Source organism: Amnibacterium flavum, assembly GCF_003097495.1.
GTDB lineage: Bacteria > Actinomycetota > Actinomycetes > Actinomycetales > Microbacteriaceae > Naasia > Naasia flava.
Window position 1 is genome coordinate 119,989 of sequence record NZ_QEOP01000002.1, and the last position, 22,865, is coordinate 142,853.

The window sequence follows — 22,865 nt, forward strand, 5'->3', positions numbered from 1 at the left end:
GGTACTTTTCATTCATGTCGCGTAACGGTTCGAGACGAAGCTGACGATGGCCTACTACGTAATCCGACGCCTACTGCAGGCGATCCCCGTGCTCCTCGGCACGACCTTCCTCATCTACTTCATGGTCTTCGCCATGCCGGGCAACCCGATCCTCGCCCTCTTCGGCGACCGGTCCCCGAACCCCGCGCTGCTCGAGAGACTCGAGGCGCAGTACAAGTTCAACGAGCCGTTCATCGTCCAGTACCTGAACTATCTCGGCAACATCGTCCGCGGTGACTTCGGCATCTCGTTCTCGGGCCAGTCGGTCAACGACATCCTCGCCCGCACGTTCCCCGTCACCCTCAAGCTCGCGGTCATCGCGATCGTCATCGAGATGATCATCGCCCTGTCCGTCGGCCTGGTGAGCGGCCTGCGCAAGGGCGGCATCTTCGACGCCAGCGCGCTCATCGTGAGCCTGCTGCTCATCTCGGTGCCGATCTTCGTGCTCTGCTTCGTGGCCCAGTTCTTCGTCGCGGTCCAACTCGGCTGGGCGAGTCCGACCGTCGGGGCCGACACCTCGCTGCCGAGGCTGTTCCTCCCCGCCATCGTGCTCGCCCTGTTCGTCGTTGCGACGGCCATCCGCCTCACGCGGTCGTCGGTCATCGAGACGGCCAGTGCCGACTTCGTGCGCACCGCGTTCAGCAAGGGACTCTCGCGTCGCCGCGTCATCCCCGTGCACATCCTGCGCAACTCGCTGATCCCCGTGACGACGCAGCTCGGAGCAGACTTCGGTCTGCTCATCGTCGGCGCGACCGTCACGGAGGGCATCTTCAACGTTCCCGGTGTCGGCAACACGCTGTATCAGGCCATCATCCGCGGCGAGCGGCCGACCGTGGTCTCGTTCGTCACGGTCATGGTGCTCTTCTACCTCGTGGTGAACATCCTGATCGACCTGCTCTACGCCGTACTCGACCCGAGGATCCGCTATGTCAAGTGAGACTCCCGGAGCCGGCACGACCCGCTCCGCCAACCATTACGTCGCCGACGTCGAGGAGACCCCGATCGCGTCGATCGATGCGGTCGACCTCGACGAGAAGCCGAGCAACCTCTGGATCGACGCCTGGCGCGACCTGCGTCACCGCCCCATGTTCTGGATCTCGAGCATCCTGATCCTGTTCATCGTCTTCGTGGCGATCTTCCCGACCGTGTTCACCCAGGTGGACCCTCGGGCCTGCGATCTGGCGTTCAGCAACGCGGGTCCGGCCGCCGGTCACCCCCTCGGGTACACGAAGCAGGGCTGCGACATCTACTCCCGCATCGTCCACGGGGCATCGACGTCGCTCTCCGTCGGCATCATCGTCATCCTCCTCACGACGATCGCCGGTGTGGTCTTCGGGGCTCTCGCCGGCTTCTTCGGCGGATTCGTCGACACGGTGCTCTCCCGCGCCGGCGACATCTTCTTCTCGATCCCCTACATCCTCGCGGCCGTCGTCATCATGTCGGTCTTCTCCGAGAACCGGAACATCCTGGTGATCGCCCTCGCGATCGGTGCGTTCGCATGGCCGTCCACGGCGCGAGTGCTGAGGTCCGAGGTCCTCCGCGTCAAGAACGCGGACTTCGTGATGGCCGCTCAGGCGACCGGGCTTTCACGGATGGGCATCCTGTTCAAGCACGTGCTCCCCAACTCGATCGCTCCCGTCATCGTCGTCACGACCCTGTCGCTCGGTGCGGCGATCACCGCGGAGGCGACCCTGTCGTTCCTCGGCGTCGGTCTGCCCGGGCAGACGATGTCCTGGGGCAACGACATCAGCCAGGCGCAGCGCGACCTGCGGACCGATCCGCAGGTGCTGATCTACCCGTCGATCGCCCTGACGACGACGGTGCTCAGCTTCATCCTCCTCGGCGAATCGCTCCGCGACGCGCTCGACCCGAAGGCGAGGGCCCTGCGATGAGCGCGGCGAATCCGGCGAACACCAGCGGGCACCTGCTCGAGATCAAGGACCTCGAGGTCGGCTTCCGCACCTCCCGCGGCGAGGTCAAAGCGCTGAACGGCATCAACTTCACGATGGACGCGGGCGAGACCGTCGCTATCGTGGGCGAGTCCGGTTCGGGCAAGTCGACGACGGCCGCGGCGATCATCAACCTGCTCCCCGGTACGGGACGCATCTCGGGCGGCAGCGTCCTCTTCGAGGGGCGCGACCTCGCGAAGGCGACCCGCAGCGAGATGGAGGAGATCCGCGGCAAGCACATCGGCTACGTCCCGCAGGATCCGATGTCGAACCTCAACCCTGTGTGGAGCATCGGCTTCCAGGTGGAGGAGACCATCAAGGCCAACGGCCTGGCCAGCGGCCGCAAGGAGGTGCGGGCGAAGGCGATCGAGGTGCTCCAGCAGGCCGGTCTCGCCGATGCCGAGAAGCGCCTCCGTCAGTTCCCGCACCAGTTCTCCGGCGGGATGCGGCAGCGCGTGCTCATCGGAATCGGTCTGGCCGCGAAACCCCGGCTGCTCATCGCCGACGAGCCGACCTCGGCCCTCGACGTGACGGTCCAGCGCCGCATCCTCGACCACCTGGCCTCGCTCACCGAGACCGACCGCACGGCGCTTCTCTTCATCACGCACGACCTCGGCCTCGCCGCGGAGCGCGCGGAGAAGCTCATCGTCATGTACAAGGGGAAGATCGTCGAGGCGGGCCCCTCGCTCGAGATCCTGCAGAACCCCGCGCATCCCTACACTCAGCGGCTCATCGCAGCGGCCCCGAGCCTGGCCTCGCGCCGCATCCAGAGCGCCGGTGTGAGCCTCGGCGGGATCGAGCACGATGTCGCCTCGTCCGCTGAGGGCGTCGACCTGATCGCCGCGGCCGAGACCCGGGTCGAGCAGCTCGGCGCTGCGGCCGGTGCGCGCCCGGCCATCGAGGTCGACAATCTGACGAAGGTCTTCAAGATCCGCACCGGCGGCCTCCGCAGCGAGAACTTCACCGCCGTCGACGACGTGTCGTTCGCCATCCCCAAGGGCACGACCATGGCGCTCGTGGGGGAGTCGGGCTCGGGCAAGTCCACGGTCGCGAAGCTGCTCCTCGGCCTCGAGCAGGCGACGTCGGGCACGATCACGATCGAGGGCCGCCGCACCGAGAAGCTCAAGGGGCGCGAACTCCTCGCCCTTCGCCGGGCGATGCAGCCGGTGTTCCAGGACCCGTACGGTTCCCTCGACCCGCTGCACAACATCGGCAACACGATCGCCGAGCCGCTGCGCATCCACGGCGTGGGCGACCGGGCGTCGAGGCGCGACCGCGTGACCGAGCTGCTCGACCAGGTCTCGCTGCCGCGCGTCATCGCCGGCCGGTACCCGAACGAGCTGTCCGGTGGTCAGCGGCAGCGCGTCGCGATCGCGCGCGCTCTCGCGCTCAAGCCCGACATCGTCGTTCTGGACGAGGCGGTCTCGGCCCTCGACGTTCTCGTGCAGGCCCAGATCCTGCGTCTCCTCGCCGACCTGCAGGCCGAGCTCAAGCTCACCTACCTGTTCATCACCCACGACCTCGCGGTCGTGCGGGTGATCGCCGACAACGTGGCGGTCATGCAGCGGGGCAAGATCGTCGAGGCGGCGACGACCGACGAGGTCTTCGACAACCCGCGGGAGAAGTACACCCGCGATCTGCTCGACGCGATCCCCGGCTCCGGCATCAAGATGGGCATCTGAGCCGCCGTTCCCACCTGGCCGCCGAGCGCAGCGGAGCGAAGGTCCCGCCCGGGACGCTCCGCTCCGCTCGGCGTCCGGACCTTCGCTTCGCTACCGGAGTAACCCCCTTATCACCCGAATCACGGGTGCGCCTGTAAGATGGGGGGAGGTTGCGGCATCGCCGCGCCGTTCTCCGGCCGTGACGTTGCAGCTCCGGCCCCCTCTCTTCCCAAGGATGTTTTCTCATGGCACTTGCCGCGCGCTCAGATCTGCGCAACGTCGCGATCGTCGCCCACGTCGACCACGGCAAGACCACGCTGGTCGACGCCATGCTCAAGCAGACGAACTCGTTCGACGCCCACTTCGAGGGCGAGGACCGGATGATGGACTCGAACGACCTGGAGCGTGAGAAGGGCATCACGATCCTCGCCAAGAACACGGCGATCCTGTACAACGGCAAGCACGCGGTCGAGCACGGCGCGGGCGGACCGATCACCATCAACGTCATCGACACCCCCGGTCACGCCGACTTCGGCGGCGAGGTCGAGCGCGGTCTGTCGATGGTCGACGGCGTCGTCCTCCTCGTCGACGCATCCGAGGGGCCCCTGCCCCAGACGCGCTTCGTGCTGCGCAAGGCTCTCGAGTCCAAGCTGCCCGTCATCCTGCTGGTGAACAAGACCGACCGCCCCGACGCGCGCATCGACGAGGTCGTCGCCGAGAGCCAGGACCTGCTCCTCGGCCTCGCCAGCGACATGGCCGACGAGCACCCCGACCTCGACCTCGACGCCATCCTCGACGTGCCCGTCGTCTACGCATCGGGCCGCAACGGTGCCGCGAGCGACAACAAGCCCGAGAACGGCAGCCTTCCCGACAACGACGACCTCGAGCCGCTGTTCGACGCGATCCTCAAGCACGTCCCCGCACCGACCTACGACGACGAGCACCCCCTCCAGGCGCACGTCACGAACCTCGACTCCTCGCCGTTCCTCGGTCGCCTCGCGCTGCTGCGCGTCTTCCAGGGCAACATCAAGAAGGGCCAGCAGGTCGCGTGGGTCAAGCACGACGGCTCCGTCCAGAACGTCAAGCTCACCGAGCTGCTGATGACGCGCGCTCTCACCCGCTTCCCGGTCGAGACCGCCGGCCCCGGTGACATCGTCGCCATCGCGGGCATCCCCGAGATCACCATCGGTGAGACCATCGCCGACCCCGAGGACGTGCGCCCGCTGCCGACCATCACGGTCGACGACCCGGCCATCTCGATGACGATCGGCACGAACACCTCGCCGCTCATCGGCAAGGTCAAGGGCCACAAGCTGACCGCTCGCATGGTCCGCGACCGTCTCGACCGCGAACTCGTCGGAAACGTGTCGATCAAGCTCGTCGACATCGGACGCCCCGACGCGTGGGAGATCCAGGGTCGCGGCGAGCTCGCGCTCGCCATCCTCGTCGAGCAGATGCGCCGCGAGGGCTACGAGCTCACCGTCGGCAAGCCGCAGGTCGTCACCAAGCGCATCGACGGCAAGCTGTACGAGCCGTACGAGCACCTCACGATCGACGCCCCCGAGGAATTCCTCGGCGCCATCACGCAGCTGCTCGCCGCCCGCAAGGGCCGCATGGACGGCATGAGCAACCACGGCACCGGCTGGGTGCGCATGGAATTCGTCGTTCCCTCGCGCGGCCTCATCGGCTTCCGCACCGAGTTCCTCACCATCACGCGCGGCACCGGTATCGCGAACGCCATCTCGCACGGCTACGAGCCCTGGGCGGGCGAGATCACGACCCGCATCAACGGCTCGATCGTCGCCGACCGCTCCGGTGTCGTCACGCCGTTCGCGATCGTCAACCTGCAGGAGCGCATGTCGTTCTTCGTGGAGCCGACGCAGGAGGTCTACGAGGGCATGGTCGTCGGCGAGAACTCGCGTGCCGACGACATGGACGTCAACATCACGAAGGAGAAGCAGCTGACCAACATGCGTCAGTCCACTGCCGACAACTTCGAGCGCATGACGCCCTCGCGCAAGCTGACGCTGGAAGAGGCCCTCGAGTTCGCCCGCGACGACGAGTGCGTCGAGGTCACTCCCGAGTTCGTCCGCATCCGCAAGGTCGAGCTCGACCAGAACGCCCGCGCTCGCGCCACCTCGCGTCTGAAGAAGCAGAACGCCTGACGCGTCGCCGTCGCAGTACCCCGATCGAGCGGGGAGCCTCACCTATCCTGGGTGGCATGGCTCCCCGCTCGTTCCGTTTCCTGGCCGCCGCGGCCCTGTCCATCGCGCTGCTGACGAGCGTGTCGGCGTGCAGCGGCAACCCGCTCGAGAACATCGTGGGCGGTGCCGTCGACAAGGCGATCGAGGAAGCCGTCGGCGGAGACGTCGACATCTCGACCGACGGGCAGATCTCGGAGGGGTTCCCCGACTCGATTCCGCTCGTCGAGGGCACCGTCGTCGGCGGCGCCGCCGGGGGAGGAGCCGGGTGGACCGTCATCATCCAGCCGGGCTCGGCCGACGCCTACAACGACGCGAAGGCCGCGCTAGAGGGCGCGGGATTCACCGCCGACGTCAGCAACGCTGACGGCAACAGCGCTTTCGGCTCGTTCAGCGGCACGGAGTACAACGTGCAGCTGACCTTCGCGACGGACACGGACGGCGTCGTGACCGCCGTCTACGTCGTCACCAGCGTCTGAGGCCGGCCGGTCTCGGTACGGCCCACGGCCTACTCGACCGGTCTCGGTACGCGCTTCGCGCCGTCCGCCTACGGCGGACCAGGACGCGGTATCGAGACCGGCGGCGTCAGGCGAAGAGGCCCTCGCCGATCCAGCCGCCGTTCTCGATGCCGGGCGGGATCGCGAAGATGCCCGAGCCGACGTGCTTGATGTACTCGTTCAGGGCATCCCGCGACAGACTGCGTTGAACGGTGATGAACTGCTCGGGGTCGCGCTGGTAGCTCATGAAGAACAAGCCCGCGTCCAGGCGGCCGAGGGAGTCGTTGCCGTTGACGTAGTTGTAGCCGCGGCGCAGCAGTTGGGCGCCGCCGTTGGCGCTCGGATGCGCGAGACGCACGTGCGCGGCCTCGTCGATGAGCGGCTGGCCGGCAGCACCGGTGGCGTCGAAGTCCATCTCGGTGAACTCGGTGCCGCCGGACAGCGGAGCGCCTTCGCGTTTGCTGCGGCCGATGACCCGCTCCTGCTCGAGCAGCTGCTGACGGTCCCAGCTCTCGATGATCATGCGGATCTTGCGGGCGACGAGATAGCTGCCGCCCGTCATCCAATCGACGTCGTCGCCGCGCTGGACCCAGACCTGGGTGTCGACGGTCTCGGTCTGCTCGGCCTTCACGTTCGCCGTGCCGTCCTTGAAGCCGAACAGGTTGCGTGCGGTCACCTGGCTCGTCGACGTCGACGAGGTGCGGCCGAAGCCGAGCTGCGACCACCGGATCGACGCCCGGCCGAAGGCGATCCGGCTGAGGTTGCGGATCGCGTGCACCGCCACCTGGGGGTCGTCGGCGCAGGCCTGGATGCACAGATCGCCGCCGGTGGCTCCGGGTTCGAGCGCGTCGCCGGCGAATCGGGGGAGCGGTTGAAGCGATGACGGCTGCTTCGCGGCGAGTCCGAAGCGGTCTGTGCCGTCCGACGTCGTGAACAGGCTCGGGCCGAAGCCGAAGGTGATGGTGAGTCCGCTGGCGGGCAGGTCGAGCGCCTCGCCGGTGTCGTCGGGCGGCGCGTAATCCGATCCGCCCGTCGCGCCGGACTCGGAGACCTCGAGACCGCGAGTCATGCGCGCTGCGGCATACGACCAGTCCTTGAAGAGCTCGATCAGATCGTCGCGGGTGACGGAGGCGTCGAGGTCGTAGACCGCGAAGTGCAGGCGGTCCTGGGCGGGCGTGACGATTCCGGCCTGATGCAGGCCCTCGAAAGGGTAGACGCGGGCCGTATCGACGCCATTGCTGGTCGCGACGGCGGCGGTGATGCCGACCCCGCCGGCCCCGCCGACGGCGACCCCGGCAGCTCCGACGCCGATGAGTCCGAACAGGCCGCGGCGCGAGATGCCGGTCGGCCGCTCAGCCGAGTCGGTGACCTGCTCCGACGGCAGCTCCGAGACGCGTTCCGAGGGTGTCCCGGGTGCGGAGAACGACTCGGCCGCGGGGTTCGCGGCCGAGTCGTCTCGGCGATCCTGTTCGGCCATCCTGCGAATGCTAGCCCGTGATCCGGACCCTCTAGCCTGCGGCTCCCAGCACGGTCGCGGTGAGCTGCGACAGCGGTTCGGCGAGCGCGTTGACGCGGTCCGAGAGTTCGGCTCGCTGCTCGTCGGTCACGGTGTCGTAGGAGACGAAGCCCCCGTCGAGCGAACCGTATTCGGCGAGGAGCGCTTCGAGCGCGGCGAACTCGTCGGAGATCTGGGCCACGAGCGCGGTGCCGTCGTCGCCTGTCCCGGCGGCGATGTCCTCGACGTTGCCGAAGGCCACCTCGGCGCCCTGCACGTTCGCGGCGAAGTCGTAGAGGTCGGTGTGCGACCACCAGTCCTCCTCGCCGCTGATCTTGCCGACGGCCACCTCGTCGAGCAGGCCGATGGCTCCGTTGCTGATGTCGTCGAGCGAGACCTGGAAGTCGTCGGCGTAGACGAGGTCGTAGAGGCTCTGGACGTCGTCCACGAGCTTCTGGCCGAATTCGGCGCGCTGCTCGGGAGTCGAGGGCGTCCAGTCGAGGAGTGCGCTCGTCCCGTCGGAGTTGAGCGCGTCGGCGGCCGGGGGCCAGAGGTCCTTCTCGATCCGGTGGAAGCCGGTCCAGTCGAGGCCCTCCGCCACGGCGTCGACCTCGCGGTAGTCGATCATCGGGTCGAGATCCCCGAAGGCCTCGGCGGTCGGCTCGATGCGCTCGTACGGCACGCGCGCGGTCGCGAAGAGCCCACGCGCCTTCTCGTCGTCGCCCGCGACGTAGGCGTCGACGAACTCCTGGACAGCGGGCACAAGTTCGCCGGTCTGCGACTTGATGTAGGAGATGTAGTTGGCCGTCGCCTCGTCGATCAGCTGCTGCTCGTCCTCCGATGCGGCGATGCTCTCGCCGGTGACGGTGAACTCGGCGAGCCCGACCGGTGCCCCGATGAGCTGGAACTTGCAGGCCGTGTAGTAGGTGCCCGGGCCCAGCTGAGCCGTATAGGTCACGGTCTGGCCGGGGGTCACGTTCTCCTTCTCGCCGACGATGCGGAGCTTGTCCTCGGCGAGGATCTCGAACTCGTTGACGTCGCTGCCGCTGTTGGTCAGCGAGAAGGTGACCGCGCCGGCCGCCGTCTCGGCGGCGGACACATCGCACGCGTCATCGGCGATCGCGACATCGATCGACGTCGCGGACCCGGCGTTGTTCGGCACGCAGCCGGCGAGGGTCAGGGCCAGCGCAGTCGCTGCGGCAGCGCTGAGGAGGAGGCGGCGGGACATGGGGCTCCTGTCGTAGGGATAGTGCTGTGTGCTGTGTGAGGGGAGTCGGTTCGCACTGCGGCCGCCACGCTGCGGCCGGGGCGGCTCAGACGCTGCGCGGTTGCGGCACGCCGGATGCGGTGGCGCGCTCGGCCGGGCGTCGGCGCAGGCGGTGGATGAAGATCGGCAGCACCACCACGACGTAGAGCAGCCAGGCGACGACCTGCGCCCAGGTCGGCTCGGGCGTGAAGTTGAAGACTCCGCCGAGGACCGTGCCGTACCAGCTCGACGGCGGGATCAGTGCCGCGAGGCTGAAGGCGGGCTGGCCCCAGCCGGGGATGAGGCCCGCCTCCTGCAGGTCGCCGACCCCGTAGAGCAGCACCCCTGCCGCGACGACGATCAGGAATCCGCCGGTCCAGGTGAAGAAGCTGCCGAGATTGATGCGGACGAAGCCGCGGTAGATGAGCCACGAGATGACGACGGCGGTGAGGATTCCGAGCACGGCGCCGAGCGTGCTGGCGAGAGTCGACCCGCCGGGGCCGACGGTCGCCCAGACGAAGAGAGCGGTCTCGATGCCTTCGCGTCCGACGCTCACGATGCCGAGGATCACCAGGCCGACGCCCGATCCCGCCAGAGCGGCATCCAGCTTGGTCTGCAGCTCGCCCTTGAGGCCGCGGGCGTGCTCGCTCATCCAGAAGGTCATCCACGTGACGAGGCCGACAGCGAGGATCGACAGGGCGCCGCCGAGGATCTCCTGCGCTTGGAAGCTCAGGCCGTAGGGACCGAAGGTCAGGATGGCTCCGGTCGCGAGCGAGGCGGCGACCGCGAGGCCGATGCCGACCCAGAGTCGGGGGAGGAGATCGGTGCGCGACAGCTTGTGCAGATAGGCCACGAGGATGCCGACCACGAGGCCGGCCTCGAGGCCTTCGCGCAGGCCGATCAGATAAGTCGAGAACACAGGAACTAAGGATCCGCTCGGTCAGGATTGGTTAGGATTGCCTACCCTTGGATGACTGTAGGACCACGGTCGGTCGGTTGTCCAGCCGATCACGGGGTATGGCGACGGGGCGCCGGATACAATCCAGCGTGCCCAGACCTGCGAGTGATCTCGGACCCGGCAGCCAGCTCCACGGCGGTCAGGCGGGGGTTTCCCGCGAAACCGGCGACGCTCCGGTGGCGGGCATCGGTTCGAAGATCGCAGAGGCTGTCGCCGCGCTGGTGCTCGGCGGGGTGGTGGGGGGAATCGGGACTTTTGCGCACCAGCTGAGCTGGACGGAGCTCGGCCTGCCGCTTCCCGTGGGACTCGTCGCAGGACTCGCGGCGGTGGCGCTGCTCCTGGCCGGCATCCGGATCGCGCTCGAATCGCGGTGGCTCGCGGGACTCGCCGCGTTCGGGGTCGTCCTCGTCGTCGGACTGCTCTCGCTGCCCGGGGCCAACGGCTCCGTGCTCATCCAGGACGACCTCGGCGGCCTCGTCTGGGCGCTCGGTCCGACCATCGTGGCCGTCATCATCCTCGCCTGGCCGGGAGCCCGCGCGCTCGCGGTTCGCGGCTCCTCGTCAGGTAACTCCTCCGGACAGTGAAATACTGGCTGACTGGAAAGGATCTCCACTCGTGACCTATGTGATCGCTCTGCCCTGTGTCGATGTTAAAGACCGGGCCTGCATCGACGAATGCCCCGTCGACTGCATCTACGAGGGCGACCGCATGCTCTACATCCACCCCGACGAGTGCGTCGACTGCGGTGCGTGCGAGCCGGTCTGCCCGGTCGAGGCGATCTACTACGAGGACGACCTTCCCGACAAGTGGGCCGACTACTACAAGGCCAACGTGGAGTTCTTCGACGACCTCGGCTCCCCAGGCGGCGCCGCGAAGGTGGGTGTGATCCACAAGGACCACGCCGTCATCACCGCCCTGCCGCCGCAGGTCGAGGCCTGATCGAGCACAGATCGGTCCGCTGTGGATTCCACTAACGGATCCGCCCGAGTGTTGCTCGATGTCACGATTGCCCTGGCGACGTTCTAGGCTGTAGTCACCTCGCCCGCGTGCCACCAGCCCGCAGCGAGACCACTCGAGCAGATCCCCGAGGAGGCACCCGTGGGCGATGTCGGCCACACGACAGGTGAGACCGAGAGCGTCAAGCTGATCCACCCAGGTGGCACAGCCGAGTTCGCCATCGCGCGAAGCGTCGACGGCCCGTCGAGCATCGACATGTCGTCGCTCACGAAGCAGACGGGTCTGACCTCGCTCGACCCGGGCTTCGTCAACACGGCGTCGACCCGCTCCGCGATCACCTACATCGACGGCGAGAACGGCATCCTGCGCTACCGCGGGTATCCGATCGAGGAGCTGGCGAAGCAGTCCACCTATCTCGAGGTCGCCTGGCTCCTGATCTACGGCGAGCTGCCCAGCGAGAGCGAACTGCTCGAGTTCGACGAGAAGATCCGCCGCCACACGCTCCTCCACGAAGACCTGAAGCGGTTCTTCACCGCCCTGCCGCACAACGCGCACCCCATGTCGGTGCTGTCGTCGGCGGTGTCGGCGCTGTCGACCTACTACGAGGACTCGCTCAGCCCGCACGATCCCGAGCAGGTCGAGATCTCGACCATCCGTCTCCTCGCGAAGCTGCCGGTCATCGCCGCGTACGCGCACAAGAAGGCGCTCGGCCAGGCGTTCCTCTACCCCGACAACTCGCTGAGCTTCGTCGACAACTTCCTGCGGCTCAACTTCGGCAACATGGCCGAGCCGTACGAGGTGAACCCCGTGCTTTCCAAGGCTCTCGACCGTCTGCTGATCCTCCACGAGGACCACGAGCAGAACGCGTCGACGTCGACCGTTCGACTGGTCGGGTCCACGGAGGCGAACATCTTCTCCTCGATCTCCGCGGGCATCAACGCCCTCTACGGCCCGCTGCACGGCGGTGCCAACGAGGCCGTCCTCAAGATGCTGGCCCAGATCCGCGACTCCGGCGAAGGCGTCGGCAAGTTCGTGGAACGGGTCAAGAAGAAGGAGGAGGGCGTCCGCCTGATGGGCTTCGGCCACCGGGTGTACAAGAGCTACGACCCCCGCGCCAAGCTCGTCAAGGAGAGCGCCGACGAGGTGCTCGACGCCCTCGGCGTGAGCGACGAACTGCTCGACCTGGCTCGTGAGCTCGAGCAGATCGCGCTCGCCGACGACTACTTCATCGAGCGCAAGCTCTACCCGAACGTCGACTTCTACACCGGGGTCATCTACAAGGCGATGGGCTTCCCGCCGCGTATGTTCACCGTGCTGTTCGCCATCGGGCGTCTCCCGGGGTGGATCGCGCACTGGCGCGAGATGAACAGCGACCCCGCAACGAAGATCGGCCGCCCCCAGCAGCTCTACGTGGGCCCCCCGGAACGCCACCTGAACCGCTGACCTCGGATGGGCCCTACGGCGCACGCTTGCGCCGGGGGATTGCGGACTTGCACGCGCGTTCCAGCGTGCGCGCATGTCCGGATCGTGCGTGTCCGGAGGGTTGGTCGCGTGCCCGCTACGAGTGGGCTGTGAGCTGCGACAAGCCGAGGGGCTCAGCCCGCAGCGATGCCTTGCCGCGAATCCGGTCGTAGCCGGCGCCGACGAGTCCGAGCAGCAGCCGCAGCGATAGCCCACGCCGCAACGTGCGGATGCACCCGGAATATCCGGTCTAGGCGTGGAGGGCGGAGTTGAGTTCGATGCCCACGCCCTTGCGGGCCACGGCTTCGACGGCTCCGGTGAGGGAGTTGCGGCGGAAGAGCAGCCCGGGGCGTCCCGACAGCTCACCCGCCTTGACGACCTGCGGGCCGCCATCCGGGCGGGGAGCGGCGCCCACGAGGGCGACCTTCGTCCCGGCCGTGATGTAGAGCCCCGCTTCGACGACCGAATCGTCGCCCAGCGAGATCCCGATGCCGGCGTTCGCGCCGAGCAGGGCGCGCTCGCCGATCGTCACGCGCTCCTTGCCGCCGCCCGACAGCGTGCCCATGATCGAGGCGCCGCCGCCGATGTCGGACCCGTCGCCCACGACGACGCCCTGCGAGATGCGACCCTCGACCATCGAGGCGCCCAGGGTGCCCGCGTTGAAGTTGACGAAGCCCTCGTGCATGACGACGGTGCCCGGCGCGAGATGCGCGCCGAGGCGCACGCGGGAGGCGTCGGCGATGCGCACACGCGGGGGAGTGACGTAGTCGGTCAGGCGCGGGAATTTGTCGATGCCCTGCACCTGGATTCCGTGTCGGCGCAGCGACGGAACCGAGACCGCCGCGACGTCGGGATGCATCGGGCCGGCCGTCGTCCACGCGACATTGGGCAGCTGAGCGAAGATGCCGTCGAGATTGATCTCGTTCGGCCTCACGAGCGTGTGCGAGAGGAGGTGCAGACGCAGGTAGGCGTCGGAGGTCGACGTCGGCGGCTTGTCGATGTCGATCTCGACCGTGACGGCGTCGACGCGCACGTCACGGCGGGGATCGGACCCGGCGTGCAGCGAGATCTCGGCGGGCACGATCCACGGCTCACGGCCCGCGGGGAGCTCGCCGAGCTGCGGGTCGGGGTACCAGGTGTCGAGGACGGTGCCGTCGGAGGCGACCGTGGCGAGGCCGTAGCCCCACGCCGCGCGAGCTGTCTTGGTCATGCCCCAAGGGTAGTAGGGCGGGACCTTCCGAACGGGTGTGCGGACCTGCGGTAGCCCCCGGGTGACCGTAGGGTTGAGAGGTGAGCTCCGACGTCCTCGACCTGTCCGCATCCTCGATCGAGCTGACGCGGGTCATCTGCGACATCGACTCCGTCAGCGACAACGAGGGCCCCCTCGCCGACCTGATCGAGAACACGGTCCGCGCCCTGCCGCACCTGCGGGTCGACCGCTTCGGCGACACCATCGTGGCGCGAACCTCCCTCGGCCGCGACCAGCGGGTCGTCATCGCCGGACACATCGACACGGTGCCGCTGAACAAGAACCTGCCGACCCGTTTCGAGACCATCGACGGCGTCGACTACCTGTGGGGTCGCGGAACGGTCGACATGAAGGCGGGCGTCGCCGTCCAGCTCAAGCTCGCCGCCGAACTGACCGACCCCGTCGTCGACATCACCTGGATCTGGTACGACCACGAAGAGGTCTCCGAGTCGAAGAACGGCCTCAACCGGCTCTCCCAGACGAACCCCGAACTGCTCCAGGGCGACTTCGCGATCCTGTCCGAGCCGACTCGGTCCGAGATCGAGGGCGGCTGCAACGGCAACCTCCGCGCCGAGATCCGCACCCGCGGACTCCGTTCGCACTCCGCCCGGTCGTGGGTCGGCGACAACGCGATCCACAAGGCGGCTCCGATCCTCGACATCCTCGCCGCCTACACGGCCCGGCAGGTCGAGGTCGACGGTCTCGTCTACCGCGAAGGTCTCAATGCGGTCGGTATCAGCGGGGGGATCGCCGGCAACGTCATCCCCGACGAGTGCATGGTGCACATCAACTACCGCTTCGCTCCGAGCCGTTCGGGTGAAGAGGCGATCGCGCACATCGAGGAGCTCTTCGGCGAGTGGGAGGTCGAGATCGTCGACCTGGCCGTCGGAGCACGTCCCGGCCTGGACGCCCCGATCGCGCAGCAGTTCGTGGCGGCTGTGGGTGGCGTACCGATGCCCAAGTACGGCTGGACCGACGTCGCCCGCTTCTCGGGTCTCGGCATCCCCGCCGTCAACTACGGCCCGGGCGACCCTCTCAAGGCCCACGCCGACGACGAGCGGGTGCCGCTCCAGCAGATCACCGACTGCGAGCGAGGATTGCGGGCGTGGCTGACCGGCGCGACCCGCTGACCGAAACGCGCAGCACGGCCGTCCCGCAACCCGGGCCGGCCGGTCCGGCAGCTCGCATCGTCGGTGCGCTGCGGGCGCGCCCCTGGCTCCAGGTAGTACTGATCTACGCTGCGGCGCGGATCCTGACTAGCATCATGATCGTGCTGGTCGGCTCTCAGACCGGGTCGGGTTCGCGTGCCGGCGGGTATGCGGGATTCTTCGACTACTCGGCGATCTGGGACGGCCAGTGGTACTGGCGGATCTCGCTGCTCGGCTACCCGAACGAGCTGCCGGTCGATGCGTCCGGCTACGTCGGCGAGAACGAGTGGGCGTTCATGCCGCTCTATCCGGCCGTCGTCCGCGTCGTGACGCTGGTCACCGGCCTGGGCTGGCCGCCCGCCGCGTTCATCGTCTCCATGGGATTCGGTTTCGGCGCGGCGATCATGGTCTACCGGTTGCTGCGTGATCGGCTGGACCACTCCGCGGCGCTCTTCTCGGTCGTCCTGTTCTCGGTCTCGCCCCTCTCGTTCATGCTGCAGATGGCCTACGCCGAGTCGATGCAGCTGTTCTTCCTCGCGCTCGCTCTGCATCTGCTCCTCCGCCGCCGGTGGGTGCCGCTGCTGCCGGTCATCGCCGCCGTCGCGCTGACCCGACCGACAGGTCTCGCCTTCGCGCTCACTCTCGGCCTGTACTGGCTGGTCCGCTTCTTCACGAGGTCGCGTGAGCCGTTCCCTCCGCGGGACCGCATCTGGGTCGCTGTCCTGACCGCCTTCAGCGGCTTCATGGGCTTCGCCTGGGTCCTCATCGCCTGGCTCGTCACCGGGTCGCCCGCGGCGTACACGGACACCGAGCTGGCCTGGCGGTCGTCGTGGATCGGGCACCAGCATCTCCTGCCGTTCGCCCCCTGGTTCCAGGCGGCGCCCTTCTGGTTCGGCAGCACGATCGGCCCGATCATGGTCGTGCTCATCGTGGTCGGGTTCGCCGCTCTGCTGTTCCTCCCCGCGGTCCGTCGACTGGGCGTCGAGATCCGACTCTGGGCGGCCTCGTACGGGCTTTACCTGTTCGCCGTCTTCTTCCCCCAGTCGAGCCTGCTCAGGCTGCTGATGCCGATGTTCCCGCTGCTCGGTGCAGTGGGCGTCGTGCGATCGATTCCGCTCCGGGTCGGGCTCGTCGTGGTCAGTCTCATCGCCCAGGCGCTCTGGCTGTGGGCGACCTGGGGGCCGACGGTCAATTGGTGGTCGATTCCCTGATCCGCCCCGGATACCGGCTCGAAAAGGACTTTCGAGCGTGGTTTTGGTGGATGTCGGCGGGGTACGGGATAATAGAGCGATTCCTGAGAAAGGGGAACTCAATGGCCGCAATGAAGCCGAGGACAGGCGACGGGCCGATGGAGGCTGTCAAAGAAGGTCGCCTCATCATCGTGCGCGTACCGCTCGAAGGTGGCGGTCGTCTCGTCGTGTCGGTGAACGACGCCGAGGCCAAGGAGCTGCACGACGCTCTCGGTGCTGTCGTAGGCGCTTAGTGCTGTCCTAGGCGCTCAGCGCCGAGTACCGCAGTGAGCGCCGGGTGCTGTAGCAAGCGCCTCGCCGCCGACTGGCTCTACCCGATGAACGCCCCGGGCACCGATGTGCTCGGGGCGTTCGGCGTCCCCGGACGATGACCGCCCGGCCCGGCGAGCCAGGGGCACCGGGCCACGAGCGGAGGAGTCAGCGACGGACGAGCTGGAGCAGACCGTCGCCGGCGGGGGACAAAGCGCTGAAGACCGCGCTCGAATCGGACACCTCGTCGAGAAGGGTGCGCAGGCCGGTGGCGACCGCTCCGCGCTTCGCGGGATTGGCGACATCGCCGCCCGCCAGTGCGCCGGCGACCAGGACGAGTCCTCCGCGACGCACGAGCCGGAGGCCGTGCTCGAGGTACTCGATCGCGTTCTCGGGGTCGGCGTCGAGCAGGACGAGGTCGTAAGACTCCTCGTTCATGCGCGGGAGCACGTCGAGCGCGCGACCGGCGATGAGTCGGATGCGACCCATGCCGTATCCCGCCTCGGCGAACGCGGCGCGTGCGGCGAGGTGATGATCGGGTTCGCTGTCGATCGAGGTGAGCGTCGCCTTGGGCGCCCCCCTGAGCATCCAGAGACCGGAGACGCCTGCACCCGTGCCGATCTCGATGATCGAGGTCGCCTTCGCCGTCGCAGCGAGCAGCGCGAGCTGTGCGCCCACGGCCGGGGAGACCGGGTCGATGCCGAGTTCGAGCGAGTGCTGACGCGCGACCGCGATCGATTCGGGCTCGACGACGATGTCGTCGGCGTACTTCCAGTTGACTTCCTTCTCTGACATAGCCAGGCCAGCCTATTGGTCGGTACCTGCGCTGACGGTGAGGATACGGGGTTACTCTTGTCGCATGTTCGGCCTGACGTTCGAGAAGCTCCTGCTGATCGCCGTGCTCGCTGTGCTGATCGTCGGACCTGACCGTCTGCCGCAATTCGCTGCCACGCTCGGACGCGCCGTCCGCTGGGTGAAGGACTTCGCCGACGGGGCGAAGACGCGGGTGCGCGAGGAGATGGGTCCCGAGTTCGACGAGGTCGACTGGAAGAAGCTCGACCCGCGGCAGTACGACCCGCGCCGCATCATCCGTGAGGCACTCGCCGACGAGCCCGCTGTGAAACCGGTGTCGACATCGATGCGCCCGGTGCCCAAGTCCTCCAGCGCGCCCAAGAGTCCCGCGGCGCCGTCCTCCGGGCCGGTCTTCGACTCCGAGGCCACCTGACCCGTCGTTGCCCGGCCCGCCTTCGGGCTGTCAGTACACTGCGGCAATGACCGCGGATGTTCAGCCCGTCGCCTCGACCCGTCTTCGGACCGGGACGGTGGCGCGATACGCCATCGGCTCGCTCGCCACCGGAGGCTTCAGCACCCTTCCGGGTCTCGTCCTCGTCTACTACCTGACCGACACGCTCGGAGTCGCGGCTCTCGTCGCAGGTATCGTCGTCGCGGCCGCGAAAGTGTGGGACGTGGTCATCGATCCGGTGATCGGGGGCGCGAGCGACGCGGATCTGGCCCGCACCGGGTCGCGTCGTCGTTTCATGCTGCTCGGGGCCGCAACGATCCCGCTGCTGTTCATCGCGACCTTCGCCGTGCCGGCGGGGCTCCCTATCGCGGGCGCCGCCGTCTGGGTGCTGATCGCGTTCGTCCTCACCGCGACGGCGTTCAGCGTCTTCCAGGTGCCCTACATCGCGCTTCCCGCCGAGCTGTCGAGCGACTACGACGAGCGCACCCGCCTCCTCACCTGGCGGGTCGTCGTCCTCACCTTCGCCATCCTGCTGTTCGGGGCGGGAGGCCCGCTGCTCCGCGGCGCCGCGTCCGACGACAGGCTCGGCTATCTGATCATGGCCGTCGTCGCGGGGCTCGTCCTCTGCGTGGGGATGCTCGTCGCCGCAGGGGTGGCCCCGAGATCGGCTCCCGCCCGTGCCGCGACCCGCGGACGGGTCGCCGACGGGTACCGGCGCAGTCTCGCGGTTCTCCGTCGGAGTCAGCCGTTCCGCGCGCTGCTCGCGACTTTCGGTCTCCAGGCGCTCGCGACGGGGATGATGCTCGCGGGTGCGCAGTACGTCGCGACCTGGGTGCTCCGCAGCGAGGACGCTGTCACGCTGCTCTTCCTCGCCCTCATCGCCCCCGCGCTGGTCTTCGCACCCGTCTGGGGACGTATCGCACGCCGCATCGGCAAGGAGCGGGGATTCGCGATCGCCAGCGTCGTCTTCGGCCTCGCCGCGCTGTCCCTCCTCGGTCTGCTCTGGGCACCGGGACCGTGGGTGTACCTGCCCGTCGCCGTCGCGGGGGCCGCCTACGCGGGGATGCAGTCACTGCCGATGGCGATGCTGCCCGACGTCATCGGCGACGACGCCCGGCGTGCCGGCCCGGGATCCGCGGGCACCTTCGGCGGTGTCTGGACCGCCGGCGAGACCACGGGCATGGCGCTCGGCTCCACAGCCCTCACGGTCGTGCTCACCCTCACCGGGTATGTCGAGCGCGTCGCCGGTGAGACCGTCAGCCAGGCACCGGAGGCGATCGCCGGAATCGCCATCAGCTTCAGCGTGGTGCCCGCGCTGCTCATCGCCCTCAGTTTCCTTCCCCTGCGTCGCTACCGGTTGCGCCGCGAATCGTTCACGGAGGTGGGTGCATGATCGCCCGACGCGCGACCAGCGAGAGCATCCTCGCCCGACTCGACGAGCTTCGCGCCGGTGATGCCCCGACTCATGGCGGGCACGTCCTCAGCTACGTGTACGACCCCGGTATCGCAGAGCTCGACGAGCTCGCGGCCCGGGCGGTCCGCGCCATGCAGCCGGTCAACGGCCTCGACCCGACCACGTTCACGTCGGTCGCCGTCCTCGAAGGGGAGGTCGTCGGCTTCGTCCGCGACCTTCTCGGAGGCGACGACGAGGTCGCCGGATCGGTGACGAGCGGCGGTACCGAGAGCTGCCTCCTCGCCGTCAAGACGGCCCGCGACGAGTGGCGAGCACGGGGCGGGCAGGGTGTGCCGCGCATCCTCGCCCCTACGACCGTCCATGCCGCGTTCCACAAGGCCGCCCACTACTTCGGACTCGATCTCGACCTCGTTCCCGTGTCACCCGAGACCGGAACGATCGACGTCGCCGATCTCGTCGGACGGCTCGGCCCCGACGTGGCGCTCGCCGTCGTGTCCGCCCCGTCGTACCCGTATGCGGCCCTCGACCCCGTGGCCGAGGTCGCTTCCGCCTGCGCCGACGCCGGGATCTCCTGCCATGTGGACGCGTGCATCGGCGGCCTGGTCCTGCCGTTCGAATCCGATCTCCCGCCCTGGGATCTGCGGGTTCCCGGCGTCACGAGCATCTCCGCCGACCTGCACAAGTACGGTTTCGCGCCGAAGGGGGTGAGCGTGTTGCTGCACCGGGACTCCGCCCGTCACCGCAGGCAGTTCTTCGCGACGACGCGCTGGCCCGGATACCCCGTCGTCAATCCGACGATGCTCGGATCCAAGTCGGCGGGCGCCCTCGCGGCGGCATGGGCGATCATCAGCGCCCTCGGCGAAGACGGTTTCGCCGACCTCGCGCTGCGCTCGCGGCGAGCGACCCACTCGCTCCTCGCCACGATCGGCGGCATCGAGGGCCTCCGGGTGGTGGGCGACCCGGTCGGGCCCCTTTTCGCCGTGGCCGTCGACGAGTCGGTTCCGACCGACCGTCGTGTCGATCCGCACCACTGGGCCGACGCGGCTCGCCAGCTCGGCTGGCTGCTGCAGCTGCAGCCGGGTTTCGCCCAGCCGGGGGCAGCGACGCTCCCGCACACGACGCACCTCACGGTGACCCCGGTCACCGAGGATGTCCTGCCCGAGCTGACGAGCGCGCTCATCGAGGCGGCCGACACCGTCCGCGGAGTTCCGCGGGTCGCGCCCGAGGAGGTGCTGGCGTCCCTCGGCGGCGATGTCGCCTCCATCGTCAGCGGCCCGCTGCCCGACCGGATGGCGCCACTGCTGTCTCTCGTCGAGGGACTCCCGCCCGAGGCCGTCGAAGGGCTGCTCATCCAACTGCTCGCGGGGGTCTCCCGAGCGCGATGACAGCGGCTCCGGAGTCCTTGCGGCCGCGATCGTCGCGCGGTCAGGCGGTGTTGGCGCCCATGATGGCCTCGGCTTCTGCGCGCAGAGCGTCGAGGATGAGCCTGACGGAGGGCCGTTCCGCCCGGTCGGGCCTCGACAGGGCGGAGATGTGCCGTTCGGCGCTGACCCCCTCGAGCGGCCGCAGGGTGATCTCGGACGCGGTCGAACCCGCCGTGAAGCGGGGGAGGATCGCCACTCCGTGCCCGGTCTGCACGAGCGACTCGACGATGCGGGTGTCGCTGAAACGCTGCCGCACGTTGGGGGCCTCGCCCGTGACTTTCTCGATCTCGAGCAGCACCTGCTGGAACGGGAAATCGAGCGGAACCCCGATCCACGGCTCTCCGGCGAGGTCCGATGGCCGCAGAACGGTCTTCGACGCCAGTCGGTGGTCCGGTGGCAGCGCCACGTCGAGCGGTTCGGTCATGAGGTCCACGATGTGCAGCTCACTCGTGCGCCAGGCTCGCGGACCGTCGGGGGAGTGCGCCAGGACGATGTCGTGATCGTGGGCCAGCTCGGCGAAGCCGTCGAGGCTCGGGTCGTGGTCGGTCGCGATGAGGCGGATGCCGGGGTGCTCCTCCAACCGGGTGAGCAATCCCGGCAGGAACATCTGGCCGGCGGTCGGGAACGTCGCCAGGGTCACCTCGCCGCTCGGGGTCCCGAGGTACTCGGTCCAGAGGGCTTCGGCCCGCTCCATGGCGACGGCGATGTCGGTGGCGGTGCGCGCGAGGGCTTTGCCCGCGTCGGTCAGGATGACCCCGCGACCGTGCCGTTCGGTCAGCGCGGTACCGATCTCCCGCTCGAGCACCTTGAGCTGCTGCGACACCGCGGACGGCGTGCGGTGGGTCGCCTGCGCGACTGCGCTCACACTGCCGCGTTCCGCTAGTTCGCGCAGAAGTTCGAGTCGACGGACGTCCATCGTCCTAGCGTACAATAATGAAGCGCGGCTTACGTTATATGGCTAAACCATTCGCTTGTGCTAACAGGTCGGGAGCGGTCTACTGGGTACAGACGGGCAGACCCGTCTGTACAGTCATCTGAAAGGCACATCCAGTGTTCGCGTCAATTGCTCTCGTCGTCCTCATCGTCGCAGGGTCGCTCGGTCTCGTCTCGAGCTCGATCGTCGTGGCCCGAGACGGATACCGCCGCATCCCCACCCGCCGCGCCTGACCCGACCCCCACGCGGAACAGGTGGCCCTGCGCAGCAGGCAGGCCTACCGCGTGCGGTCCCTCCGACCGCGCGAGCCAGGATCTCGCGGGACCCCGCTCCCGTCGGACTCCGCGCTCAGCGGGGGACGACGGGAAGGCCGCGGCCCACGAGGCTCCGCGCCCGGATGGACAGCCGGTCGGCGATCCGACCGATCTCGATCGCTGCCGGGTCCTGCGGGTCGCTGAGCACGATCGGCACGCCGATGTCGCCGCCCTCCCGCAAAGCGGGGCTGAGCGGGACCGAGCCCAGCAGCGGCACCTCCTCCGTCTCGGACGACAGTCGGCGCGCAGCCTCGGCGCCTCCGCCCGAGCCGAAGATGTCGAGCACGGATCCATCGGGCTGAACGAAGCCCGCCATGTTCTCGATCACGCCCACCACGTGCTGTCCGGTCTGGCGAGCCAGGATCCCGGACCTCTCGGCGACCTCGGCCGCGGCGGATTGAGGGGTCGTCACGACGATGACCTCGGCGCCCGGAAGTAGCTGGCCGACGGAGATCGCGACATCTCCCGTGCCCGGCGGCAGATCGAGCAGGAGAACGTCGAGATCGCCGAAGAAGACGTCGGTCACGAACTGCGCGACCGTCCGGTGCAGCATGGGGCCGCGCCAGGCGACGGCCTGACCGCGCTGCTCCGCCGTCAGGAACATGCCGATCGAGATCGCCTTCACGCCGTACGCGACCGGCGGCAGCATGAGCTCACCGACCTTCGTGGGCGTCACGTCGTGATCGATGCCGAGGATCCCGGGGATCGAGAAGCCGTGGACGTCGGCGTCGATCAGGCCGACCGAGAGCCCGCGCGACGCGAGCGCGACGGCCAGGTTGGCGGTCAAACTCGACTTGCCGACGCCGCCCTTACCACTCGTCACCGCGATGACCCGGGTCAGGGACTCGGGTCCGAAGCGCGATCCGCGGGGTCGTGTGCCGCGCAGCCTGCCGGTCATCTCCGTCCGCTGCTGAGGCGACATGACCGAGACATCGATCGTGGTCGACGTCACTCCGGGCACGACGCTGACGGCATCGCGGACATCCCGCTCGATCCGGTCGGCGGCCGGGCAGCCGACGATGGTGAGCTTGACCTCGACCCGGGCGGCTCCGTTCTCGTCGACGGTGATGTCGCCGACCATGCCGAGGTCGACGATGGGTTTGCGGATCTCGGGGTCGATCACGGTTGCCAGGCCCGCGCGAATGGCCTCGGCGAGCTCATCGGGCCGATCCATGG

21 protein-coding genes are annotated in these 22,865 nt (G+C 68.5%); 14 read left to right on the forward strand and 7 right to left on the reverse strand.

The window, feature by feature from the left end; translation table 11 throughout:
• Positions 1–46 precede the first annotated feature (46 nt).
• The 5 genes from DDQ50_RS08150 to DDQ50_RS08170 all read left to right on the forward strand — a co-directional run bounded on the left by DDQ50_RS08150 (position 47) and on the right by DDQ50_RS08170 (position 6,329).
• On the forward strand, positions 47–976 hold the full coding sequence (locus DDQ50_RS08150; RefSeq protein ID WP_116756273.1) for an ABC transporter permease: 930 nt from the start codon (positions 47–49) through the stop codon (positions 974–976).
• Positions 966–1,931 carry an ABC transporter permease gene (locus DDQ50_RS08155; RefSeq protein WP_116756274.1) on the forward strand — a complete coding sequence of 322 codons (966 nt, stop codon included), beginning with the start codon at positions 966–968 and terminating at the stop codon, positions 1,929–1,931. Before DDQ50_RS08150 ends, DDQ50_RS08155 begins: the two co-directional genes overlap by 11 nt.
• On the forward strand, positions 1,928–3,670 hold the full coding sequence (locus DDQ50_RS08160; protein ID WP_116756275.1) for a dipeptide ABC transporter ATP-binding protein: 1,743 nt from the start codon (positions 1,928–1,930) through the stop codon (positions 3,668–3,670). The genes DDQ50_RS08155 and DDQ50_RS08160 overlap by 4 nt, the downstream gene beginning before the upstream one ends.
• A gap of 224 nt (positions 3,671–3,894) precedes the next feature.
• On the forward strand, positions 3,895–5,814 hold the full coding sequence (gene typA, locus DDQ50_RS08165) for a translational GTPase TypA (protein ID WP_116756276.1): 1,920 nt from the start codon (positions 3,895–3,897) through the stop codon (positions 5,812–5,814).
• A gap of 56 nt (positions 5,815–5,870) precedes the next feature.
• A complete protein-coding gene (locus tag DDQ50_RS08170) occupies positions 5,871–6,329 on the forward strand; it encodes a hypothetical protein (RefSeq protein ID WP_116756277.1) in 459 nt (152 codons plus the stop codon).
• A gap of 106 nt (positions 6,330–6,435) precedes the next feature.
• On the opposite strand, the gene efeB is transcribed toward DDQ50_RS08170, so the two are convergent.
• The 3 genes from efeB to efeU all read right to left on the reverse strand — a co-directional run bounded on the left by efeB (position 6,436) and on the right by efeU (position 10,007).
• Complete coding sequence (gene efeB, locus DDQ50_RS08175; protein WP_116756278.1) at positions 6,436–7,824, reverse strand: iron uptake transporter deferrochelatase/peroxidase subunit; 1,389 nt, start codon at positions 7,822–7,824, stop codon at positions 6,436–6,438.
• 31 nt (positions 7,825–7,855) lie between these two features.
• Complete coding sequence (gene efeO, locus DDQ50_RS08180) at positions 7,856–9,070, reverse strand: iron uptake system protein EfeO (protein ID WP_116756279.1); 1,215 nt, start codon at positions 9,068–9,070, stop codon at positions 7,856–7,858.
• 85 nt (positions 9,071–9,155) lie between these two features.
• Positions 9,156–10,007: an iron uptake transporter permease EfeU gene (gene efeU / locus DDQ50_RS08185; RefSeq protein WP_116756280.1), complete on the reverse strand. Its 852-nt coding sequence runs from the start codon at positions 10,005–10,007 to the stop codon at positions 9,156–9,158.
• Positions 10,008–10,135: 128 nt separating this feature from the next.
• On the opposite strand from efeU, the gene DDQ50_RS08190 reads away from it, so the two are divergent.
• The 3 genes from DDQ50_RS08190 to DDQ50_RS08200 all read left to right on the forward strand — a co-directional run bounded on the left by DDQ50_RS08190 (position 10,136) and on the right by DDQ50_RS08200 (position 12,446).
• Positions 10,136–10,630, forward strand: a complete 495-nt coding sequence (locus tag DDQ50_RS08190; RefSeq protein ID WP_133245940.1) for a hypothetical protein — start codon at positions 10,136–10,138, stop codon at positions 10,628–10,630.
• Between the two features lie 31 nt (positions 10,631–10,661).
• Positions 10,662–10,985, forward strand: coding sequence for a ferredoxin (gene fdxA / locus DDQ50_RS08195; protein ID WP_116756282.1), 324 nt, complete (start codon positions 10,662–10,664; stop codon positions 10,983–10,985).
• 159 nt (positions 10,986–11,144) lie between these two features.
• On the forward strand, positions 11,145–12,446 hold the full coding sequence (locus DDQ50_RS08200) for a citrate synthase (protein ID WP_165829750.1): 1,302 nt from the start codon (positions 11,145–11,147) through the stop codon (positions 12,444–12,446).
• A gap of 268 nt (positions 12,447–12,714) precedes the next feature.
• On the opposite strand, the gene dapD is transcribed toward DDQ50_RS08200, so the two are convergent.
• Positions 12,715–13,674, reverse strand: coding sequence for a 2,3,4,5-tetrahydropyridine-2,6-dicarboxylate N-succinyltransferase (dapD, locus tag DDQ50_RS08205; RefSeq protein WP_116756283.1), 960 nt, complete (start codon positions 13,672–13,674; stop codon positions 12,715–12,717).
• Between the two features lie 80 nt (positions 13,675–13,754).
• On the opposite strand from dapD, the gene dapE reads away from it, so the two are divergent.
• The 3 genes from dapE to DDQ50_RS08220 all read left to right on the forward strand — a co-directional run bounded on the left by dapE (position 13,755) and on the right by DDQ50_RS08220 (position 16,344).
• The gene (gene dapE / locus DDQ50_RS08210) at positions 13,755–14,843 is read left to right on the forward strand and encodes a succinyl-diaminopimelate desuccinylase (protein ID WP_116756284.1); all 1,089 of its coding nucleotides are present in this window, start codon (positions 13,755–13,757) and stop codon (positions 14,841–14,843) included.
• A complete protein-coding gene (locus DDQ50_RS08215) occupies positions 14,819–16,072 on the forward strand; it encodes a glycosyltransferase family 39 protein (RefSeq protein WP_133245941.1) in 1,254 nt (417 codons plus the stop codon). The genes dapE and DDQ50_RS08215 overlap by 25 nt, the downstream gene beginning before the upstream one ends.
• A 101-nt stretch (positions 16,073–16,173) precedes the next feature.
• On the forward strand, positions 16,174–16,344 hold the full coding sequence (locus tag DDQ50_RS08220) for a DUF3117 domain-containing protein (RefSeq protein ID WP_116756286.1): 171 nt from the start codon (positions 16,174–16,176) through the stop codon (positions 16,342–16,344).
• Positions 16,345–16,528: 184 nt separating this feature from the next.
• On the opposite strand, the gene DDQ50_RS08225 is transcribed toward DDQ50_RS08220, so the two are convergent.
• Positions 16,529–17,155 (reverse strand): O-methyltransferase, encoded by a 627-nt coding sequence (locus DDQ50_RS08225; protein WP_116756287.1) that lies wholly within the window; start codon positions 17,153–17,155, stop codon positions 16,529–16,531.
• A gap of 64 nt (positions 17,156–17,219) precedes the next feature.
• Between DDQ50_RS08225 and DDQ50_RS08230 the strand changes: the two genes are divergently transcribed.
• From DDQ50_RS08230 to DDQ50_RS08240, 3 genes are read left to right on the forward strand one after another with little or no spacing between them, the layout of a single operon-like run.
• Entirely contained in the window at positions 17,220–17,585 is a 366-nt protein-coding gene (locus DDQ50_RS08230) for a twin-arginine translocase TatA/TatE family subunit (protein WP_116756288.1), read from the forward strand.
• Between the two features lie 46 nt (positions 17,586–17,631).
• Positions 17,632–18,996, forward strand: a complete 1,365-nt coding sequence (locus DDQ50_RS08235) for an MFS transporter (protein ID WP_116756289.1) — start codon at positions 17,632–17,634, stop codon at positions 18,994–18,996.
• Positions 18,993–20,402: a pyridoxal phosphate-dependent decarboxylase family protein gene (locus DDQ50_RS08240; RefSeq protein WP_116756290.1), complete on the forward strand. Its 1,410-nt coding sequence runs from the start codon at positions 18,993–18,995 to the stop codon at positions 20,400–20,402. Before DDQ50_RS08235 ends, DDQ50_RS08240 begins: the two co-directional genes overlap by 4 nt.
• Positions 20,403–20,442: 40 nt before the next feature.
• On the opposite strand, the gene DDQ50_RS08245 is transcribed toward DDQ50_RS08240, so the two are convergent.
• On the reverse strand, positions 20,443–21,357 hold the full coding sequence (locus DDQ50_RS08245; RefSeq protein ID WP_116756291.1) for a LysR family transcriptional regulator: 915 nt from the start codon (positions 21,355–21,357) through the stop codon (positions 20,443–20,445).
• Positions 21,358–21,723: 366 nt separating this feature from the next.
• A complete protein-coding gene (locus DDQ50_RS08250; RefSeq protein ID WP_116756292.1) occupies positions 21,724–22,863 on the reverse strand; it encodes an Mrp/NBP35 family ATP-binding protein in 1,140 nt (379 codons plus the stop codon).
• Between the last annotated feature and the right edge of the window lie 2 nt (positions 22,864–22,865).

Bases quoted from the DNA above. Each gene is read 5' to 3' on its own strand.
- DDQ50_RS08150 (WP_116756273.1), top strand. From the start codon at position 47: ATGGCCTACTACGTAATCCGACGCCTACTGCAGGCGATCCCCGTGCTC.
- DDQ50_RS08155 (WP_116756274.1), top strand. From the start codon at position 966: ATGTCAAGTGAGACTCCCGGAGCCGGCACGACCCGCTCCGCCAACCAT.
- DDQ50_RS08160 (WP_116756275.1), top strand. From the start codon at position 1,928: ATGAGCGCGGCGAATCCGGCGAACACCAGCGGGCACCTGCTCGAGATC.
- typA (WP_116756276.1), top strand. From the start codon at position 3,895: ATGGCACTTGCCGCGCGCTCAGATCTGCGCAACGTCGCGATCGTCGCC.
- DDQ50_RS08170 (WP_116756277.1), top strand. From the start codon at position 5,871: ATGGCTCCCCGCTCGTTCCGTTTCCTGGCCGCCGCGGCCCTGTCCATC.
- efeB (WP_116756278.1), bottom strand. From the start codon at position 7,824: ATGGCCGAACAGGATCGCCGAGACGACTCGGCCGCGAACCCCGCGGCC.
- efeO (WP_116756279.1), bottom strand. From the start codon at position 9,070: ATGTCCCGCCGCCTCCTCCTCAGCGCTGCCGCAGCGACTGCGCTGGCC.
- dapD (WP_116756283.1), bottom strand. From the start codon at position 13,674: ATGACCAAGACAGCTCGCGCGGCGTGGGGCTACGGCCTCGCCACGGTC.
- DDQ50_RS08220 (WP_116756286.1), top strand. From the start codon at position 16,174: ATGGCCGCAATGAAGCCGAGGACAGGCGACGGGCCGATGGAGGCTGTC.
- DDQ50_RS08225 (WP_116756287.1), bottom strand. From the start codon at position 17,155: ATGTCAGAGAAGGAAGTCAACTGGAAGTACGCCGACGACATCGTCGTC.
- DDQ50_RS08230 (WP_116756288.1), top strand. From the start codon at position 17,220: ATGTTCGGCCTGACGTTCGAGAAGCTCCTGCTGATCGCCGTGCTCGCT.
- DDQ50_RS08235 (WP_116756289.1), top strand. From the start codon at position 17,632: ATGACCGCGGATGTTCAGCCCGTCGCCTCGACCCGTCTTCGGACCGGG.
- DDQ50_RS08240 (WP_116756290.1), top strand. From the start codon at position 18,993: ATGATCGCCCGACGCGCGACCAGCGAGAGCATCCTCGCCCGACTCGAC.
- DDQ50_RS08245 (WP_116756291.1), bottom strand. From the start codon at position 21,357: ATGGACGTCCGTCGACTCGAACTTCTGCGCGAACTAGCGGAACGCGGC.
- DDQ50_RS08250 (WP_116756292.1), bottom strand. From the start codon at position 22,863: ATGGATCGGCCCGATGAGCTCGCCGAGGCCATTCGCGCGGGCCTGGCA.